A 19,035-nucleotide genomic window follows, 5' to 3' on the forward strand; every position below is an offset into this window, starting at 1 on the left:
ATGGATGCTATGCCCACCAACGAGGACACGCGCCTGCGCACCGACTCCCTCAGCTACGAGGAGGCGCGCGACGAGCTCGTGCGCGTCGTGGCCGAGCTCGAGCAGGGCTCGTCCACGCTGGAGCAGTCGATCGCGCTCTGGGAGCGCGGCGAGGCCCTCGCCCGCCGCTGCGAGGAATGGCTGATCGGCGCCAAGGCCCGGCTCGATGCCGCCCGCGCGGGAGCGCAGGCCGGGGCCGCGGGAGCTGCTGACCCCGAATGACCCCGCGCACCAAACCTCCGGCGGTCGTCGCCGAACTCGGCCGCCCGGAGACTCCGGAGGAGACCGCGGCCCGCAAGGCCGAGAACTCGGCGAACCACCGCAACCGGCAGACGGTGAACAACCTCGTCTTCTCGTTGCTCGCGACCGTGGGGCTCGTCATCATCATCGTCCTCGCCGTCCCGCGCGGCACCCCGGTCGACGTCTCGGCACCCGTGCCGTATCAGTCCATCGCCGCCGAGGCGCAGGGATCCGAGCCCGACCGGCTGCTCGTTCCCGACCTCCCGTCGCCCTGGAAGTCCAACAACGCGGAGCTGCGCACCAAGACGCCCGACAACGTCGATTCCTGGTACATCGGGCTGCTGACGCCGAAGAAGCAGTTCATCGGCATCACACAGGGTTTCGACGCCAACGACACGTGGGTCGCGTCGCAGGTCAACAAGACCATGATCAAGGGCACGACGACCATCGACGGCGTCACGTGGGATGTGTACGACAACCGCGACTCCGGCAATGACAACGGCAACGTCGACTTCGCTTACGTCACGCACGCCGGCAAGAGTTCGATCATCGTCTTCGGCAGCGCCGAGAATGATGAGTTCCACACGGTGGCGAGCGCGCTCGCCCCGCAGATCCGGCAGCTGGGAGGCTCCTGATGGGTATGCCACGACCGTCTCGGGTATGGGATGAGATGCTGCGCGGGAACGCGCGCTTCGTCGACGGCGACCCGGAGCATCCGCGTCAGGACGTCGAGCGACGCGAGACCCTCGCGGCCGCGCAGGCGCCGCTGGCGGCGATCTTCGGCTGCAGCGACTCCCGCCTGGCCGCCGAGATCATCTTCGACCTCGGACTCGGCGACGCCTTCGTCGTGCGCAACGCGGGCCAGGTGATGTCCGAGTCCGTGCTCGGCTCGCTCGAGTACGCCGTCGGAGTGCTGCACGTCCCGCTGATCCTGGTGCTCGGCCACGACGAGTGCGGGGCGGTGCGTGCCGCGATCGATTCCCAGGCCGCCGACGCCGACCCGCTGCCGCCGCACATCGCGAGCCTCATCCGGCCGATCGTCCCCGCCGTGCACCGGGTCACGCACACCCGCGCCGACCAGCCGATCGATCTCGCGACGGTCGACGCCGGCGAAGTGGGCCGCGAACACCTGCGCGACACCGTCGCCGAGCTCCTCGAGAGCTCCGAGTTGATCAGCGCTGCTGTCGCCGACGGATCGTTGGCTATCGTTGGTGCGAACTACCGGCTTCAAGAAGGCAGGGTCGTGCCCGACGTCGTCGTCGGACTGGCCGACCCGGCCACCGATTAGAGAACGCGCGACGACACCGGCACACGACGCCGGCGCCCGAACGCCCCAGAAAGGAAAACACACCGTGGTGGACACCCAGGCGGACACCGACTACCGCATCGAACACGACACGATGGGCGAGGTCCGCGTTCCCGCGGCCGCGCTCTACGGCGCGCAGACGCAGCGCGCGGTCGAGAACTTCCCCATCTCGGGGTCGGTGCTGGAGCCGGCGCAGATCGCCGCGCTCGCCCGCATCAAGAAGTCGGCGGCCCTCGCCAACGCCCGTCTCGGCGTTCTCGACCAGGAGATCGCCGATGCGATCGCCACCGCGGCTGACGAGGTCGTCAGCGGTACGCACGACGGCGAGTTCCCGATCGACGTCTACCAGACCGGCTCGGGCACGTCGTCGAACATGAACATGAACGAGGTGCTCGCGACGCTCGCGTCCCGTCGCCTCGGACGAGCGGTCCACCCGAACGATCACGTCAACGCGTCCCAGTCGTCGAACGACGTCTTCCCGACCTCGGTGCACATCGCCGTCACCGGCGCGCTGATCGACAACCTCATCCCGGCGCTCGACCACCTCGCCGTCGCGCTCGAGGAGAAGGCCGAGCTCTGGGCGACCGCAGTCAAGGCCGGCCGCACGCACCTCATGGATGCGACGCCCGTCACGCTCGGTCAGGAATTCGGCGGATACGCCGCGCAGATCCGCCTGGGCATCGAGCGGGTGCAGTCGGCCCTCCACCGCGTGGCCGAGGTGCCGCTCGGCGGCACCGCGGTCGGCACCGGCATCAACACGCCGATCGGCTTCCCGCAGCTCGTCATCCAGCTGCTCACCGAGGAGACCGAGCTGCCGATCACCGAGGCGCGCAACCACTTCGAAGCGCAGGCGAACCGGGACGCCCTGGTGGAGGCGTCCGGTGCTCTGCGCACCATCGCGGTCAGCCTCACCAAGATCTGCAACGACCTCCGCTGGATGGGCTCCGGCCCGAACACCGGACTCGGTGAGCTCCACATCCCCGACCTGCAGCCGGGCTCGTCGATCATGCCGGGCAAGGTCAACCCCGTCATCCCCGAGGCCGTGCTGATGGTCGCGTCGCGGGTCATCGGAAACGACGCCACCATCGCCTGGAGCGGGGCATCCGGGATGTTCGAGCTCAACGTGGCCATCCCGGTGATGGGGACCGCGCTGCTCGAGTCGATCCGCCTGCTCACGCAGGGCAGCCGTGTGCTCGCCGACAAGACGGTCGCCGGGCTCGAGGCCAACCTCGACCGCGCCCGCGCCCTCGCCGAGTCCTCCCCGTCGATCGTCACGCCGCTGAACCGGGTGATCGGCTACGAGGCCGCCGCGAAGGTCGCCAAGCACTCCGTGGCGCAGGGCATGACCGTGCGCGAGGCCGTCATCGACCTCGGGTTCGTGGAGCGCGGCGAAGTGACGCTCGAACAGCTCGACTCGGCGCTCGATGTGCTGAGCATGACGCACCCCGGCTGATCCTCCTCACCAGAGCAGCAGAACCACCCAGAACCCGCACAGCAGGTACGGACCGAACGCGATCCGACCTGCCCACCCGTCGCGGCCGGCCGCCATCGCTGCAAAGGCGACGGCGCCGGCTGCGACGAACGCCACGACGAAAGATGTGGCGGCGGCCGGCGCTCCGTGCAGCCCTCCCAGCACGAGGGCGAGCACGCCGGCCAGCTTCACGTCGCCCAGGCCCACCCCTCCGGCCGCCCCGAGCGCGAGGAACACCGTGACGGTCACTCCGGCCGTGACGACGGCCTCCCCGGGGGACCTGCCCATCCCGAGCGCCGCCCAGGCCAGTCCCACACCAGCGAACGCATACCCGGGGAGAACCCACGCGTTCGGGAGCCGTTGTTCGCGACGGTCGGCCACCCAGAGCGGGCCTGTCGCCGCCGCCAGGTAGCCGGCGCCGGCGATCGCGAGCGGATCGGCACCGATGCGCGTGATCGTGAGCAGCCCGAGCAACCCGCACAGACAGCTCAGACCGAGCAGCCCGCGGGAACCGACCGGATCGGCCGCCCCGGCGCGAGCGCGCGCGGCGGCGAGCCTCCCCCGTGCCCGTGCCCGCCGCCGCGTCCAGGCGGCCGCCGGCCCCCTGCGCGCCGGCCGCCTGCGCTCCCCCGTCGTTCCCCCCACGCAGCAACGCTAGCCACGTCCGGTGCGGCCCCACCGGTTATCCGCAGCCCATAGCCTCTCCACACCGGGCACGAACGCCGCCATCGCCCGAACCCCGAACACCCGGACCCGGAGCACACACGCACCACGGCGCCCGCCCCCGGAGCGGGGTGCAGGCGCCGCGCGCGCTTTCGGAAGTCCGTCCTACGCCAGCTCGTTGCCCTCGAGCATCTCGGTGACGAGCGCCGCGATCGCCGACCGTTCCGAGCGGGTGAGCGTGATGTGGCCGAAGAGCGGGTGGCCCTTCAGCGTCTCGATCACCGAGGCGACGCCGTCGTGCCGCCCGACGCGCAGGTTGTCGCGCTGCGCCACGTCGTGCGTCAGCACCACGCGCGAGTTCTGGCCGACGCGGCTGAGCACCGTCAGCAGCACATTGCGCTCCAGCGACTGCGCCTCGTCCACGATCACGAACGCGTCGTGCAGCGAACGGCCCCGGATGTGCGTGAGCGGCAGCACCTCGAGGATCCCGCGGTCCAGTACCTCGTCGAGCACGTTCTGCGACACCAGCGCCCCGAGCGTGTCGAACACGGCCTGGCCCCACGGGTTCATCTTCTCGCCCTGGTCGCCGGGCAGGTAGCCGAGTTCTTGGCCCCCGACCGCGTAGAGCGGGCGGAACACCATGATCTTCTTGTGCTGGTTGCGCTCGAGCACGGCCTCGAGACCGGCGCACAGCGCCAGCGCCGACTTGCCGGTTCCGGCACGGCCTCCCAGTGACAGGATGCCGACCTCCGGGTCGAGCAGCATGTCGATCGCCAACCGCTGCTCCGCCGACCGGCCGTGCAGTCCGAACACGTCCCGGTCGCCGCGCACCAGCTTGAATGACCCTTCCCCGGTCACTCGTCCCAGTGCCGAACCACGGTCGGAGTGGATGATCAGCCCGGTGTTGGCCGGGAGGTCCTCGACCAGCGAGGTCTGCATCCACTCGTTCTCATAGAGGTCGCTCATCGCCTCGGAGCCGAGGGTGAGCTCCGACAGCCCCGTCCAGCCGGAGTCGACGGCGAGCTCGTGCCGGTACTCCTCGGCGGCGAGGCCGATCGATGCCGCCTTCACCCGCAGCGGCAGGTCTTTGGAGACCACCGTCACGGCGAGTCCGTCGTTGGCCAGGTTCTGGGCCACCGCCAGGATGCGGGAATCGTTGTCGTTCAGCTGGAGCCCGCTCGGCAGCACGGACATGTTGGAGTGGTTGAGCTCGACCCGGAGCGAACCTCCGTCACCGACCGGGATCGGGAAGTCGAGGCGTTCGTGGAGGACCCGGAGCTCGTCGAGATTGCGCAGTGCCTGCCGCGCGAAGTAGCCGATCTCGGGGTCGTTGCGTTTGCCCTCCAGTTCGCTGATGACGATGACGGGGATGACGACGGCGTGCTCGGCGAATCGGAAGATCGCCTTCGGATCGGACAACAGCACCGAGGTGTCGAGCACGTACGTGCGCTCGTCCTGTTCGATGAGGTGCGTCGTCTGGTCCGTGTACGCCGGCTGTCGGGTTACGTGTTCGGTCACAACCACTCCCACCCCGCTCGCTCTGAGAGCTCGCGGATCCATTTGGCGAGTCGGCCGGTGGGTATAGAAACGAACTTACGTGGCCGTCTCGATCGGGCGCCGTGCCCGATACTGCGAAGCTACGCCGCACATCCGACAGTCGGCTCCGAAATGCGCGCGTGTCGTGTTTCGGTCAGGTGAACTCTCGCCCCCAGTTGAGGAGGTGGCGCGTCAGCTCGCGGAGGCGTATGACGTGAACGCGCCGCGGAGCATCCCGAGCGTCTCGTCCGTCGTTCCGGCGTGGACGCTGAGTCGCACGTTCGTCGCCCGTGCGGAAGCGCTCACCCCGTGGTTGAAGAGCGACGCGCTGAGCACCGTCAACTGCTCCGGGCGCGGCTCGAGCACGACGATGCCCGCGCGCTCGTCGGCGTTGCGCGACGACGCGACCGGGATGGCGTACTCGTCCGCGAGCTCGAGCACCTGCTCGACCCGATCGGAGATGGCGTCGCTGACCGCCGCGACACCGACGGCGGCGATCTCCTCGAGGGCCGCGGCGAACCGGGCCTCCGCCACGCGGTCGGGGTTGCTCACGCTGAAGGCGCGCGCGCCGTTCGCGGGGTCGGCGACCTCGTCCCACGAAGCGCCGGCGTCGGTCCCCGTCCACCCGCTGAAGACGGGCGTCAGGTGCTCGACAGCACGCTCGCTCAGCGCGAGGAAGCCGGTGCCCCAGCCGGCGCGCGTCCACTTCTGCCCACCGGATGCCACGACGTCCGCCACCTCGTACGGAACGTCGGCCACGCCGAAGCCCTGGATCGCGTCGACGATCAGCAGGCGGTCGCCGATGACCTGCCGGATGCCGTCGATGTCTGCGAGGTAGCCCGTGCGCGAGTCGACCAGGCTCACGGCCACGGCGCTCGTGTTCGGGGTGAGCTGCTCGCGCAGCTGGCCCGGCGTGACGCGACCGTGATCGGTCTCCAGCCACGCCGGCGTGATCACGTGCATCGCCTGGGCGGCGCGCACGGCCGCGTAGGTGACGCTGGGGAACTCGGCCGCGGAGAGGAGCACCTCGCCACCGGTGATGCCGAACAGCGCGTGCATGAGCCCGGATGAGGCGTTCGGCTGGAAGACGATGCGATCCGCGTCGAAACCGGTGACGGCGGAGACCGCCTCGCGGGCGCGCTCGCCTTCGCGCGTCATCCCGTCGATGCTGCCGAAGCGGCCCTTCGCCAGGATCTCGTACTGCCCGATCGCCTCGGCGAGCACGCTCGCCGAGATCGGACCGACCTTGCCGTAGTCGAGGTAGCCCGGCTCCTCGCGGAAGCCGGCTGCGAACTCGTCGATCGTCGTCATCTGGTGGTCCTCATCTGGTGTCGTCGTCGGGCTGTCGTCGCCGGGCTGCCATGCCGCTGGAGCGGTCATCGGCTCTCAACTGCCGTATCGCCGCTGACGGCGCGAGTAGTCGCGTACGGCGCGCAGGAAGTCGACCTCGCGCAGGTCGGGGCCGAGGGCCTCCACGAAGTAGAACTCGCTGTGCGCGCTCTGCCACAGCATGAAGTCGCTGAGCCGCTGCTCCCCCGAGGTGCGGATGACCAGGTCGGGGTCGGGCTGACCGCCGGTGTAGAGGTGCTCGCCGATCATGTCGGGCGTCAGCAGTTCGGCCAGCGTGTCCAGGCTCCCGCCGTCGGCCTCGTGGGCGGCGACGATGCTGCGCATCGCATCCGTGATCTCGGTGCGCCCGCCGTAGCCGATCGCGAGGTTCACGTGCATGCCGGTCTTGGTCGCCGTGCGCTTCTCGGCCTCGGCGAGCGAGGTGACGAGATGCTCCGGCAGGCCTGCGGTGGAACCGACGTGCTGCACGCGCCAGTCGCGGAAGCGGGAGAGATCGTCGGCGAGCTCGGCGATGATCTCCATCAATGCGGTGAGCTCGTCGCTGTTGCGGTTGGTGAGGTTGTCCGACGAGAGAAGGTACAGGGTGACCACCGAGATGCCGAGATCGTCGCACCACTCGAGGAATTCGCGCATCTTGGCGGCGCCGGCGCGATGACCGTGCGCCACGGTCTTGAGACCGAGCTGTCGCGCCCAGCGCCGGTTGCCGTCGATGATCATCGCGACATGGCGAGGCATGGCGTCTTTGGTGAGACCCCGCTTCAGGCGGGTCTGGTAGAGCCCGTAGAGGAGGCCGCGCCCGAGGGGGAAACTCCGTTTGCTCACAGAGGTACGTTACCGCGACCAGCAGGGCTGAACTCACAGCATCCGGGCACCGGCGGGCCAGTACCCTTGCAGCATGACGCCCCGCAAACGCCATGAGACCGAAGACGTCGCCGAGCTGCTCCATGAGCCGGCCGACACCCTCGGCCCCGCTGACGCGGCGGTCAAGGCCGACGAGACCGAGGGGCCGGACCTCCCGAACATCCCGCTCCTCGACGCGTCACCGGCGAACGTCGCCGAGGTCAAGCCGACCTGGCGCGGCTGGATCCACGCGGGCACGTTCCCCGTCACGATCGCGGCCGGCATCGTGCTCATCACGCTGGCTCACGGCGCCCCCGCCAAGTGGGCGTCCGCGGTGTTCATGCTGACCTCGATGCTGCTGTTCGGCAACTCGGCGCTTTACCACCGCTTCAACTGGAAGCCGCGCACCAAGGTCATCCTCAAGCGCATCGACCACGCCAACATCTTCCTGCTGATCGCGGGCACGTACACGCCGCTCGCCGTGCTCGCGCTGCCGTCGCAGAAGGGCATCCTGCTGCTCTCGCTGGTCTGGGGCGCCGCTCTGCTCGGCATCGGCTTCCGCGTGTTCTGGATCAACGCGCCGCGCTGGCTCTACGTCCCCATCTACATCGGGATGGGCTGGGGCGCGCTCGGCTACATCGTCGACCTGCTGGATGCGAACGTCGCGATGATGGTGCTGGTGCTCGTCGGCGGCGTGCTCTACACGATCGGCGCGGTGATCTACGGCATGAAGAAGCCGAACCCGTTCCCGGGCCGGTTCGGCTTCCACGAGATCTTCCACACCCTGACGGTGCTGGCCTTCCTCTGCCACTGGGCTGCGACGCTGATCATCGCGATGCATCCCGTGTACAACGCGGGCTGAGCCCTACGGGCGGTCGTCGTCGTCCCGGTCGTCCGGGCGACGCTCCGCCTCGGCCTGCTCCGCGTCCAGCTTCTCCGCGATCTCGGCGCGGTAGCGCACCCGCCGGATGCGGCGCACCATGTCGATCACCAGCAGCACCACGATCACGGCGATGACGAAGATGACGACGAAGCCCCAGACTCCGGGCGTGACGTCGTTGGGGTCCGCGCCGGAGGTCGGCGTCGGGCTCGGGGTGGCTGCGTCCAGTCTCAGGGACGCGCGCAGCAGCGCATCGGCGATCACGCGGCTCCCTCGAGTCCTGCGAAAAGGTCGGTTTCGGGCATCTGCGTCTCCACTTTCGAGTCGATGAGCTGGAAGTCTTCGGTCGGCCAGGCGCGGCGCTGAATGTCGTTCGGCCAGAAGAAGAAGGGGCTGTCGGGGGCGACCTGGCTGGCGTGCGAGCGCAGCGCCCTGTCACGGGTGTCGAAGAAGTCGGCGACCGGTACGCGGGTCGTCGCCTCGTACGGGCGTTCACCCATCCACTCACGCATGCCGGTCAGCTGCGCGATGAGCGGCGACTCCGGCTCCGACGCGACGAGCTCGTCGAGCACGGCGTTCAACCGGGCGGAGTTCATGGTGCGGTCGTAGTAGAGCTTCGAGACCTGCCACGGCGCACCCCCTTCGGGGTAGCGATCCGGGTCCCCCGCGGCCTCGTAGGCCTCGACGCCGACGACATGCGCCCGGATGTGGTCCGGGTGCGGATACCCGCCGTTCTCGTCGTACGTGATCATCACGTGCGGCTTGAAGTCGCGCACCAGCGCCACCAGCGGCGCCGCCGAGGTCTCGAGCGGAATGGACGCGAACGAGTTCACGGGCAGGGTGCCGTCGGCGCGCGCCATGCCGGAGTCGACGTAGCCGAGCCAGCGGTGCCGGATGCCCATCGCCTGCCGGGCGGCCGCCATCTCGCGTCGTCGCAGCCCCGGCAGATCGCGTCGGGCCATCGCGGCCGCGGAGTCCGCCAGTGCCTCGTTGAGCACGTCACCGCGCTCGCCGCCGGTGCACGAGACGACCATGACCTCGTCGCCGAGGCTGGTGTAGTAGGCGTAGGTCGCCGCACCCTTGCTCGACTCGTCGTCGGGATGGGCGTGGACCGCCATCAATCGCCGCGTCACCGTACCGTTTCCTTCTGCCTGGCCTGGAGCACGATTCTCAGATTCGTCTCCTAGTCTTGGAGTTCAAGCCTACCGTCGTCGTACGACGGACCATTTCACAGGAGTGAGCAGTGCTGGAGCAAGCATGGCGGTGACCGAGACCCTCGATCAGCGCTACGGGCGAACCCCCGATCGCAAGCGGCGCGCGCGCTGGTGGATCATCGGAGCGGCGGTGGCGTTCGTCGCCGTCTTCACCGCCTGGACCTTCTGGGCGGGCTGGGACGGCGACCAGGCGAACCTGGAAGCGACCGACACCGCGTTCACCATCACCGATGCGCACCACGTGAACATCAGCTTCACCATCAACACGCCCGAGGGCACCCCGGTGACCTGCGCGGTGCAGGCGCTCAACGAATCGTTCGCGATCGTCGGCTGGCGCATCATCAGCTACCCGGCATCGGATGCTCGGCTGACGACGCACACCGAGACCATCCGCACCACGGAGCAGAGCAACACGGGATTGATTTCGAGCTGCTGGCTGACCTAGGCTGTTTCGATACGCCCTGACGAGTCGTCAGGGCGTCGACTTTATGTCGCCGGTCACCCGACCGGCCAGGATCTGCACAACCGGCCGCACGCCGGTGGCGCAAAGGAGTTCATCATGTCTCAGGATTCTCAGGTCACGTTCTTGACCCAGGATGCTTACGACCGCCTCGCCGCGGAGCTCGAGGAGCTCAGCGTCAACGGTCGCAATGAGATCGCCAAGCGCATCGAGGCCGCCCGCGAAGAGGGCGACCTCAAGGAGAACGGCGGCTACCACGCGGCCAAGGACGAGCAGGGCAAGATCGAGTCGCGCATCGTGCAGCTCACGCTGCTCCTGCGGCACGCCACCGTCGGCGCGGCGCCCGAGAGCCACGGCGTCGTCGAGCCGGGCACGGTCATCACCGCGACGATCGCCGGCGACGAGAGCGTCTTCCTGATCGGAAACCGCGAGATGGCCGCGGGCAGCGACCTTCCTGTCTACAGCGAGCAGAGCCCGCTCGGCGCGGCCATCCTCGGCCTGACCGTCGGCGACTCGACGAAGTACACCGCGCCCAACGGCAAGGAGATCGCGGTCACGGTCGACAAGGTCGAGACCTACGCGGGGCAGTAGCCCGACGCTTGCACGAACGAAGCGGGCCGGCACCCTGGGTGCCGGCCCGCTTCGTCGCTCGCGGCCCGTCGCCGGGCGCGTGGCTACTCGTCGTCGACCACCGGGTCGTATCCGGCCGAGCGCAGCGCTTCGATGACCTGCTTGCGGTGATCGGTGCCGCGCGTCTCGACGCTCACGTCGAGCTCGACCTGGCTGATCTGGAGCCCGCGACCGTGCCGGGTGTGCAGCACCTCGACCACGTTGGCGTTGGCGCCGGCGAGGATCTCGGAGATGCGCGCGAGCTGACCGGGGCGGTCGGGCAGCATGATCGTGAGCTTGAGATAGCGGTCGGACGCGGCGAGCCCATGGCTGATCACCCGCTGCATCAGCAGGGGGTCGATGTTGCCGCCGGAGAGGATCGCGACCGTCGTGCCGTTCGGCGCGACCTTGCCGGCCAGGATCGCCGCCACCGAGACGGCGCCGGCGGGCTCGACGACCATCTTGGCGCGCTCGAGCAGCACGAGCATGGCGCGCGCGATGTCGTCTTCGCTGACCGTGACGACCTCGTCGACGATGTCGCGGATGATCTCGAAGTTCAGGGCGCCGGGCTTGCTGACCGCGATGCCGTCGGCGATCGTCGCGACGAGCGAGATCTCGGTGGGCTCCCCCGCGGTGAGCGAAACAGGGTAGGACGCCGCATTGGCCGCCTGCACGCCGATCACGCGGATCTCGCGCCCGTCACGGGCGGCACGCTGCTTGACCGCGCTGGCGACGCCGGAGATCAGGCCGCCGCCGCCGATCGGGATGATCACGGTCGCGGCATCCGGCACGGCGTCGAGGATCTCGAGACCCAGCGTCGCCTGCCCGGTGATCACGTCGAGGTGGTCGAAGGGCGGGATGAGCACGGCGCCGGTCTCGGCCGCGAAGTCGGCGGCGGCGCGGAGCGTCTCGTCGACGATGCTTCCGCTGAGCACCACGTCGGCGCCGTACGCGCGGGTGGCCTGGAACTTGGGGATGGCGACGCCGACGGGCATGAAGATCGTGGCGTGGATGCCGAGCTCTCGGGCGGCGAACGCCACGCCCTGCGCGTGGTTGCCGGCCGAGGCGGCGACGACGCCGCGTTCTCGCTCCTCAGCGGTCAACTTGGCGAGCCGGTTGTAGGCGCCGCGGATCTTGTACGACCCGGTGCGCTGCAGGTTCTCGCACTTGAGGAGGACCGGGGCGCCGAGCACATCGGTGAGATACCGCGACGTCTCGATGGGCGTGGGCTCTGCGACGCGGCCCACGATCGCGCGCGCCGACTCGATCTCGTCGAGGCTGGGCCCTGCGAAAGGTGTGCGCGTCGTGTCAGTCAGCGTAGCCACGCGATCAGCCTACTCGCGCCCGTATTCCGGAAACCGAATGTGAACGGATTCCCGTCACACCCTCGGCTTGCGTACGGGTCGTGGCACCGTCTGCCAGAGCACGGTGGTCGGCTCGCTGTACGCGCCGGGTGGCTGCGAGCGCCAGACGCCGCTCGAGACGTAGTGCACCATCACGTTGAGCACCGCCGCGAACGGCACCGCGAAGAGGGCTCCCGGGATGCCGGCGAGGAGCGAACCGGCAGCGACCACCAGCACCACCGCGAGCGGGTGAACCTTGACGGCGGTGCCCATGATGAACGGCTGCAGCACGTGGCCCTCGATCTGCTGCACGAGCAGCACGACGCCGAGCATGATGAGAGCGAACACCCAGCCCTTGAAGATGAGGGCGATGAGCACGGCGAGCGCGCCGGTGATCACCGCGCCGACGATCGGGATGAACGAGCCCAGAAACACGAGCACGGCGATCGGCGCCACGAGCGGCAGGCCGAGGATGAACGCCCCGAGTCCGATGCCGACCGCGTCGATCGAGGCCACGACGATCTGAACCTTGACGAAGTTGCGCAGGGTCGTCCAGCCGGCCTGACCGGCGCCGTCGACGGCCGGGCGTGCACGCCGCGGGAAGATCCGCACGATCCAGCCCCAGATGCTCTTGCCGTCGATCAGGATGAACAGGGTGCTGAACACCGTGAGCAGCAGACCGGTGAGCACGTGACCCAGGGTCGACCCGAGCGACAGGGCTCCCGAGATGAACACCTGGCTGTCCTGCTGCACGGAGTTCCAGATCGAGTCGAGGCCGCTGGTGATCTGCGCTTCTGTCAGTCCGAGAGGACCCGTGGTCAGCCAGGAGCGGAACTGGTCATAGGCGGCGACCGACTGCGTGCTGAGCTCGTGGCTCTGCCGGGTGACCTGCCAGACGGCGAGGTAGAGGAGTCCCCCGACGACCACGAGAACGCTCACCATCGCCGCGACGATCGCCAGCCAGCGCGGCCACTTGTGCCGGTGCAGCACGTCGACGAACGGAACGAGCAGTGCCGAGATCAGTACGGCGATCAGGAGCGGGATGATGATCAGTCGCAATTGGATGACGAGGAACACCACCACGGCGATGACCGCGCCGATCACCAGCAGCCGCCACGACCACGCCCCGGCGATGCGCATGCCCCGCGGCAGCGCCTCGTCGATCGGTTCGAGCACCTCGCCGGCGTCGCGTCGCCGCCGGTTCAGGAACCAGCCGCGGGCCGGCGCCCGGTTCTCTGCCGGGAGGGGCGGGGGAACCGGCTCAGTCGCATCCGTGTCTGCCATGCTCGCCAGTTTATGGGCGTGCTCGTTCGTCGCACCGGGGTTGACGGCGGTTGGGCAAGATGCTCAGTGCGCGCTCAGCCGGGAGCCGGACATGCGCGACCGCCCCGCACCTACCGTGCAGCAGGCGCCGGTGTGGCGGTCACCGGCGTCCCCGCCAGTTCGAGGTGCACCCGCGAACCGGCCTCTGGCGTCTCGTGCGCCGCGTGCTGCAGCGCGAGCTCCGTGCCGTCGTCCAGCTGCACCCGTGTGCGCCGCAGCGCGCCGAGGAAGCTCGTGGAGACGACCGTGGCCGGGATGCCGTCGGACGCGAGCAGCACGTCCTCGGGACGCAGGTAGGCGAGCACCTCCCCGTCGGCGAGCCCGCTGTTCACCAGCGGCAGCCGACGGCCCAGGACCGTCAGCGCTCCGGCCGACAAGTTCCCCGCCACCCGGTTGTTCAGCCCGACGAACTCGGCGACGAACGGCGTCGCCGGCCGGCGGTAGAGCTCCTCTGGTGTCCCGATCTGCTCGATGTCGCCCGCCCGCATCACCGCGACACGATCGGCGATGGCGAGCGCCTCCTCCTGGTCGTGGGTGACGAAGAACGTCGTGATGCCGAGCTCGCTCTGGATGCGCCGGATCTCCTCGCGCAGCTGCACGCGCACCTTGGCGTCGAGGGCGGAGAGCGGCTCGTCGAGCAGCAGCACGCGCGGCCGGGTGACCAGCGCGCGGGCGAGGGCGACACGCTGCTGCTGCCCGCCGCTGAGCTGGTGCGCGTACCGCTCGGCGTGCTGGCCGAGGCCGACCAGCTCGAGGGCCTCCAGCGCGCGTTCCCGCCGCACGGCCGCGGGAACCTTGCGCATCCGGAGCCCGAACTCGACGTTCGCGCCCGCTGTGAGGTGCGGGAACAGCGAGTACGACTGGAACACCATGCCGAGGTCGCGTCGGTTGGTCGGCTCGTCGGTCACGTCGACGCCGTCGATCAGGATGCTGCCGGCATCCACCCGCTCGAGCCCGGCGAGCGCGCGCAGAGCGGTGGTCTTGCCGCAGCCGCTCGGCCCGAGCAGGGCGATGAGCTCGCCCGGCGCAGCGGCGAGCCGGATGCCGTTCAGGCCGACTCCCCCGCCGAAGTCGCGCACTACGTCGCGCAGTTCGACGGTGGAGCCGAGGTCGGTGGCGCCGAGCGCCACGGTTTCGGTCTGGGTCATGACGGGCTGCCTTTCGCCGGGCGCCGTCGTGCCGCGACAAGGCGGTCGACGACGACGAGGAGGAGGAATGCGAACACCAGCGCGAGCAGAGCGAAGATGACCGCGACGAACGGATCGGACTGCGACACCAGCAGCAGCGACGTCTGCAGGTTGACGCGGCTGAGCAGGGAGGCGATCGTGAACTCGCCGAGGACCACGGCGACCGACAGCACGCTCGCCGCCAGGATGCCGCGCCGGAGGTTGGGCACCAGGATGCGCGTGAGCACGCTGAACCAGCCGGCTCCGAGCGAGCGGCCGGCCTCGCTGAGGGTGATGATGTCGATCGCGGCGATGTTGCTCTGGATCGCGCGGTAGGCGTACGGGAGCACCGTGATGCCGTACGCGAACGCGAGCGTCCAGGTGCCGGAGCCGAAGATCTGGGTGACGACGGCGTACGTCGGCGCCAGGCCGACGACGAGCACGATCGCCGGGATCATGATCGGCAGCAGGCAGACCACCTCGAGCAGGCGGCGCAGCCGCGGCAGGCGCAGCTCGACGAGCACCATTGTCGGCAGCAGCACGAGCAGCACGATGAGCACCGTGACCAGTGCGAGCACGAGCGAGTTGCCGAGCCCCTGGTAGATGCGGTCGTACCGCGTCGTGGTGCCGCTGAAGACGAGGATCCAGCGGCTGAAATCGTAGACGCCGGGCTTCGCGGTGCGCAGCGTGAACTCGAGCATCGAGAAGAGCGGGATGAGGAAGAACAGCCCGAAGACGCTCCAGATCACGGCGCGGGTCACCGGTCCCGGCCCGAAGCGCAGCGTCTCGCGGCCGCGGCTCATCGCTGCCACCGCGCGGTGCGCGACACCAGGGCCGAGTAGCCGAGCATCACGACGATCATCACCACGAGCATCCCGAGCGCCATCGAGCCGGCGAGGTTCGCGCGGCCGAGCACGGTCTCGCTGATCAGCGCCTGGCGGATCTGCAGCGACACGATGTTGTTGGCCTGGCCGACCAGCGCGGCCGCGGTCGCGTACGACGAGAAGGCGTTCGCGAAGAGCAGCAGCAGGCTGCCGAGGAACGACGGCAGCAGCACCGGGATGCCCACTCGCAACCAGTAGGTCGCGCGCGATCCGCCCAGGGTCGCGTTGGCCTCGAGCCATTGCGGCTTGAGGCCCTCCAGGGCGGGCATGAACGTGATCACCATCAGCGGGATCTGGAAGTAGAGGTACGGCAGGATGAGGCCGGGAACGGTGTACAGCCAGACTCCGTTCTCGTAGATGTTGATGTGGAACTGGTTGCGGAGCAGCACGGTGACCAGTCCCTGGGCGCCGATCGTCGCGATGAACGCGAACGCCAGCATGACGCCGCCGAACTGCGCGAGCACGCTGCTGGCCGAGTCGACCAGGGAACGCGCGACGCCGCCCGGCCGTGAACGCAGCATGGCGAAGCAGAGCGCGGCACCGGCGATCGCCCCGACGACGGCGGTCACCGCCGAGAGGAAGAACGCGCCGAAGAACGATCCGGCGACCGCCGGTTCGGCGAGCCCGGTGATGTTCGCCCAGGTGAGACGGCCGGTGCCGTCGAAGAACCCGCTCCCGACGGCGACCACCGTCGGGATGGCGAGGAACACGACCACGTAGAAGGCGAACGGCGTGAGCCCGAGGATCGCGGGCATCCCGCGCCGGCGACGACGGGGAGCAGCGGCCGCGCGCGACAGCGAATGCCGCCGGGTGTCAGCCCCGGCGGCATTCGCGTCGATCGCCGGCGCGAGTGCGTCAGCTGAGGAGGTCACTAGCCGACCGCGTTGGCCCACTTGGCGTTCAGCAGGGTTCCGGCATCCGTCGCCTGCTTGTCCGTCATGACGGCCACCGTGTCGAGCTTGCCCGGGAACTCGGCCTCATCGAGCGTTCCGGCCTTCTCCATGGCGTCGACGCGGGCCGGGTAAGCGCCGCCCTTCAGCCACGCGTTCTGAGCGTCGTCGCTGTAGAGGTACTCCTCCCAGAGGCGAGCGGCGGCCGGGTGCGGCGCGTCCTTGTTGATCGCCTGGTTGTAGTAGCCGACATACGCGGTGCCGGGGAGCACGACGTACTTCCAGTCGATGCCGCCGCCCTTGATCGTGTCGGAGGTCGAGTAGCCCTTCTGGTTGAACGACCAGTCGAGCAGCACCGGGGTCTCGCCCGAGGCGATGGTGTTCGGCTTGCCGTCGGCGGCGTTCCAGTTGCCAGCCTTCTTGAGCTTCGAGAACCAGTCGATGCCCGGAGTGAGGTCGTCGAGGGTCCCGCCGGCCTGCAGGTCGGCGTAGGCCACGGCCCCGGCGGCGGCAGCGGCCTGGGTCGGGTTGCCGTTGAGCGCGACCGCGCCCTTGTACGCGGAGCCCAGCAGGTCGTCGAACGACGTCGGAGCGGTCTTGATCTTGTTGGCGTCGTAGCCGACCGACATCACACCGTAGTAGCCGACCTTCCAGAGACCGGACGGCTCCTTCTGCTCGGCGGGGATGTCATCCCAGCCGGTGGGCTTGTACGGGGCGAAGTACTGGGTGTTCGCCAGCGCGACGGAGCTGCCGATGTCGAACGTGTCCGGAGCGGTGTCCTGGCCCTTGAGCTTCTTGGCCGCGTCGATCTCCTCCTGGCTGGACGCGCTGTCCTGGCTGGGGTTGATCGTGATCCCGTACTTCTTGGTGAAGCCGTCGAAGATCTGCTGGTAGTTCGCCCAGTCGCCGGGCGTGGCGATGATGTTGAGGGTCCCCTCCTTCTTCGCGGCCGCGACGAGCGCGTCCATCGAACCGAAGTCGGAGACGCTGGTGGCGGTTGCCGCGTCGGCGGACGAGCCGCCCGAGGAGTCTGCTGCGTTGGCGCCGCCCGAGCAGGCGGCCAGCGACAGGGCGACGACGGTGGCCGCGGCGGCCAGGCCGGCGACGCGTGTGCGCTTCATGGTCAAGGTTCCTCCAGTGTGGGGTGTCCCGGATGGTCGTCGCCCGATCGGTGGGCGGCTTCGGATTCCCGTCCGGACCAACGCTCACGCTAAGCAGCGGCGGCGACCGCGATAGGAGCGACAGATGGACGCGAGGTGAACGCTCGCGGAACCGCTGTCCGAGGCTCACGCTAGGGTCGTCATCGTGGTTGAAAAGGTCTCTCCGGCGCTCGCGCGGCGCATCGCGCTCGCCGCTCAGGGCTTCGGCCGCCCGCGCGCCGCCACGGTCGGCACCCGCCAGCTGAACGGGCTGATCGACCGCATCAATCTGCTGCAGATCGACTCCGTCAACGTCTTCGAGCGCAGCCACTATCTGCCGGCCTTCGCACGGCTTGGCAGCTACGACAAGACCCTGCTCGACAACATCACCATGACGCCCCGAGCGCCGCACACCGAGTACTGGGCGCACGAGGCGGCGTTCATGCGGCGCGAGGACTGGCCGCTCTTCCAGTGGCGCATGGATGCCCAGCGGAAGCGGTACACGAAGCCGGGCACCTGGTTTCCGCAGAACCTCACGACGGTCGACTGGCTGCGCGCCGAGCTCGCCGCCAACGGCCCGCTGACGGCGGGCGAGATCGAGCACGATGCGAACACGCGCACCGGTCCGTGGTGGGGCTGGTCCGACGTGAAGCGGGCGCTGGAGCTCATGTTCATCTTCGGCGAGGTCGCGATCGCCGGCCGCACGCGCTTCCAGCGGCGGTACGCGCTGGTCGACGACGTGCTCCCGGCGAACATCCTCCAGACGCGCATCGAGACCCCGGATGCGGTCCGCGAGCTGATCCGCCGATCGGCCGTCGCCCACGGCATCGGCACGGCGGGCGACCTGGGCGACTACTATCGCATCCAGCGCGCGCCGGCCCTGGCGGCCATCCGCGACCTCGAAGACGCGGGAGAGCTCATCCCGGTCACGGTGCCCGGCTGGGAGCGAGGCGGCCGGCCGGAGAAGGTGTGGCTGCACCGGGATGCGCGCCTCCCTCGGCGCATCGAGGCCACCGCGCTGCTCTCGCCGTTCGACCCCGTGGTCTGGTACCGGGATCGCGCCCTGCGCATGTTCGACTTCCACTACCGCATCGAGATCTACACCCCGGCCGAGAAGCGCATCTTCGGCTATTACACGCTGCCGCTGCTCATCGACGACCGCGTGGTCGGCCGTGTCGACCTGAAGAGCGACCGGCAGGCCGGCGTGCTCCGGGTGCAGTCGGCGTGGAGCGAGCCGGGTGCGCCGGCGGAGACGGTCGAACGGCTGATCCCCGTCCTTCGGGAGGCCGCCGCCTGGCAGGGTCTCGGCGACGTGACGGTCGCCGACCGGGGCGATCTGGCACCGGCGCTGGCGCTCGCCCTCCGCTGAGCCTGACGGGCCCGGCACGCCCGGAGTACGATCCGGAGCATGACTGATGAGATTCCTGAAGATCACTACACGGCCGTGCTCGTGAACCCCGACGGCTCGGTCTACACCGAGGTGGTGCAGAGCCTGGTCGACGGCAGGCCGGCCGACCCGATCCGCGATGTCACGACGGTCGGCGGCCAGAACGTCGAGAGCGTGTGGCGCCCCGACGGCGACCCGGTCGACGGGCGCGTGCCCTACCGCTACGTGGGGACGGGCGAACTGGAGGAATGAGCATCCGGCACCTGAGCGTGCCGTAGGACTCGAGGGAAGTGCC

At 69.3% G+C, this 19,035-nt stretch carries 21 protein-coding genes; 9 read left to right on the top strand and 12 right to left on the bottom strand.

Features of this window, described 5'->3' with window-relative positions:
- The 4 genes from AC1DB1_RS11765 (at position 1) to AC1DB1_RS11780 (ending at position 3,038) form a co-directional block, all read left to right on the top strand.
- The gene (locus tag AC1DB1_RS11765) at positions 1-261 is read left to right on the top strand and encodes an exodeoxyribonuclease VII small subunit (RefSeq protein WP_271175210.1); all 261 of its coding nucleotides are present in this window, start codon (positions 1-3) and stop codon (positions 259-261) included.
- Positions 258-914, top strand: a complete 657-nt coding sequence (locus tag AC1DB1_RS11770) for a DUF4245 domain-containing protein (protein WP_271175211.1) — start codon at positions 258-260, stop codon at positions 912-914. Before AC1DB1_RS11765 ends, AC1DB1_RS11770 begins: the two co-directional genes overlap by 4 nt.
- Complete coding sequence (locus AC1DB1_RS11775) at positions 914-1,567, top strand: carbonic anhydrase (protein ID WP_271175212.1); 654 nt, start codon at positions 914-916, stop codon at positions 1,565-1,567. Before AC1DB1_RS11770 ends, AC1DB1_RS11775 begins: the two co-directional genes overlap by 1 nt.
- A gap of 64 nt (positions 1,568-1,631) precedes the next feature.
- Positions 1,632-3,038 carry a class II fumarate hydratase gene (locus AC1DB1_RS11780; protein WP_477200913.1) on the top strand — a complete coding sequence of 469 codons (1,407 nt, stop codon included), beginning with the start codon at positions 1,632-1,634 and terminating at the stop codon, positions 3,036-3,038.
- A gap of 6 nt (positions 3,039-3,044) precedes the next feature.
- On the opposite strand, the gene AC1DB1_RS11785 is transcribed toward AC1DB1_RS11780, so the two are convergent.
- The 4 genes from AC1DB1_RS11785 to AC1DB1_RS11800 all read right to left on the bottom strand — a co-directional run bounded on the left by AC1DB1_RS11785 (position 3,045) and on the right by AC1DB1_RS11800 (position 7,427).
- On the bottom strand, positions 3,045-3,701 hold the full coding sequence (locus tag AC1DB1_RS11785; protein WP_477200914.1) for a prepilin peptidase: 657 nt from the start codon (positions 3,699-3,701) through the stop codon (positions 3,045-3,047).
- Between the two features lie 183 nt (positions 3,702-3,884).
- Positions 3,885-5,243, bottom strand: coding sequence for a PhoH family protein (locus AC1DB1_RS11790; protein ID WP_477200915.1), 1,359 nt, complete (start codon positions 5,241-5,243; stop codon positions 3,885-3,887).
- A 204-nt stretch (positions 5,244-5,447) separates the two neighbouring features.
- On the bottom strand, positions 5,448-6,566 hold the full coding sequence (locus AC1DB1_RS11795; protein WP_477200916.1) for an aminotransferase class V-fold PLP-dependent enzyme: 1,119 nt from the start codon (positions 6,564-6,566) through the stop codon (positions 5,448-5,450).
- A 75-nt stretch (positions 6,567-6,641) separates the two neighbouring features.
- A complete protein-coding gene (locus tag AC1DB1_RS11800) occupies positions 6,642-7,427 on the bottom strand; it encodes an isoprenyl transferase (RefSeq protein ID WP_271175217.1) in 786 nt (261 codons plus the stop codon).
- Positions 7,428-7,500: 73 nt separating this feature from the next.
- Between AC1DB1_RS11800 and trhA the strand changes: the two genes are divergently transcribed.
- The gene (gene trhA, locus AC1DB1_RS11805; protein WP_271175218.1) at positions 7,501-8,307 is read left to right on the top strand and encodes a PAQR family membrane homeostasis protein TrhA; all 807 of its coding nucleotides are present in this window, start codon (positions 7,501-7,503) and stop codon (positions 8,305-8,307) included.
- 3 nt (positions 8,308-8,310) lie between these two features.
- Here the strand turns inward: trhA and AC1DB1_RS11810 are convergent, their stop codons facing one another.
- Entirely contained in the window at positions 8,311-8,589 is a 279-nt protein-coding gene (locus AC1DB1_RS11810; RefSeq protein WP_271175219.1) for a hypothetical protein, read from the bottom strand.
- Complete coding sequence (gene mca, locus AC1DB1_RS11815; protein ID WP_477200917.1) at positions 8,586-9,443, bottom strand: mycothiol conjugate amidase Mca; 858 nt, start codon at positions 9,441-9,443, stop codon at positions 8,586-8,588. The genes AC1DB1_RS11810 and mca overlap by 4 nt, the downstream gene beginning before the upstream one ends.
- 145 nt (positions 9,444-9,588) lie before the next feature.
- On the opposite strand from mca, the gene AC1DB1_RS11820 reads away from it, so the two are divergent.
- Positions 9,589-9,984, top strand: a complete 396-nt coding sequence (locus tag AC1DB1_RS11820) for a DUF4307 domain-containing protein (protein WP_271175221.1) — start codon at positions 9,589-9,591, stop codon at positions 9,982-9,984.
- Positions 9,985-10,098: 114 nt separating this feature from the next.
- Positions 10,099-10,590, top strand: coding sequence for a transcription elongation factor GreA (gene greA, locus AC1DB1_RS11825; RefSeq protein WP_477200918.1), 492 nt, complete (start codon positions 10,099-10,101; stop codon positions 10,588-10,590).
- Positions 10,591-10,673: 83 nt separating this feature from the next.
- Here greA and ilvA read toward each other — a convergent pair whose 3' ends face one another.
- The 6 genes from ilvA to AC1DB1_RS11855 all read right to left on the bottom strand — a co-directional run bounded on the left by ilvA (position 10,674) and on the right by AC1DB1_RS11855 (position 17,335).
- The gene (ilvA, locus tag AC1DB1_RS11830) at positions 10,674-11,933 is read right to left on the bottom strand and encodes a threonine ammonia-lyase (RefSeq protein WP_271175223.1); all 1,260 of its coding nucleotides are present in this window, start codon (positions 11,931-11,933) and stop codon (positions 10,674-10,676) included.
- Between the two features lie 54 nt (positions 11,934-11,987).
- Positions 11,988-13,235 carry an AI-2E family transporter gene (locus AC1DB1_RS11835; protein ID WP_477200919.1) on the bottom strand — a complete coding sequence of 416 codons (1,248 nt, stop codon included), beginning with the start codon at positions 13,233-13,235 and terminating at the stop codon, positions 11,988-11,990.
- Positions 13,236-13,345: 110 nt separating this feature from the next.
- A complete protein-coding gene (locus AC1DB1_RS11840) occupies positions 13,346-14,422 on the bottom strand; it encodes an ABC transporter ATP-binding protein (protein ID WP_477200920.1) in 1,077 nt (358 codons plus the stop codon).
- Entirely contained in the window at positions 14,419-15,252 is an 834-nt protein-coding gene (locus AC1DB1_RS11845; protein ID WP_477200921.1) for an ABC transporter permease subunit, read from the bottom strand. The genes AC1DB1_RS11840 and AC1DB1_RS11845 overlap by 4 nt, the downstream gene beginning before the upstream one ends.
- Positions 15,240-16,217 carry an ABC transporter permease gene (locus AC1DB1_RS11850; protein WP_477200922.1) on the bottom strand — a complete coding sequence of 326 codons (978 nt, stop codon included), beginning with the start codon at positions 16,215-16,217 and terminating at the stop codon, positions 15,240-15,242. The genes AC1DB1_RS11845 and AC1DB1_RS11850 overlap by 13 nt, the downstream gene beginning before the upstream one ends.
- On the bottom strand, positions 16,196-17,335 hold the full coding sequence (locus AC1DB1_RS11855) for an ABC transporter substrate-binding protein (RefSeq protein ID WP_477200923.1): 1,140 nt from the start codon (positions 17,333-17,335) through the stop codon (positions 16,196-16,198). Before AC1DB1_RS11855 ends, AC1DB1_RS11850 begins: the two co-directional genes overlap by 22 nt.
- A 184-nt stretch (positions 17,336-17,519) precedes the next feature.
- Here AC1DB1_RS11855 and AC1DB1_RS11860 point away from each other — a divergent pair, with 184 nt between their 5' ends.
- Both AC1DB1_RS11860 and AC1DB1_RS11865 read left to right on the top strand, forming a co-directional pair.
- Positions 17,520-18,722, top strand: coding sequence for a winged helix-turn-helix domain-containing protein (locus tag AC1DB1_RS11860; RefSeq protein ID WP_477200924.1), 1,203 nt, complete (start codon positions 17,520-17,522; stop codon positions 18,720-18,722).
- A gap of 39 nt (positions 18,723-18,761) precedes the next feature.
- Entirely contained in the window at positions 18,762-18,992 is a 231-nt protein-coding gene (locus AC1DB1_RS11865) for a hypothetical protein (protein WP_477200925.1), read from the top strand.
- Positions 18,993-19,035: the final 43 nt, after the last annotated feature.

This window comes from Leifsonia sp. 10N434, assembly GCF_056394405.1.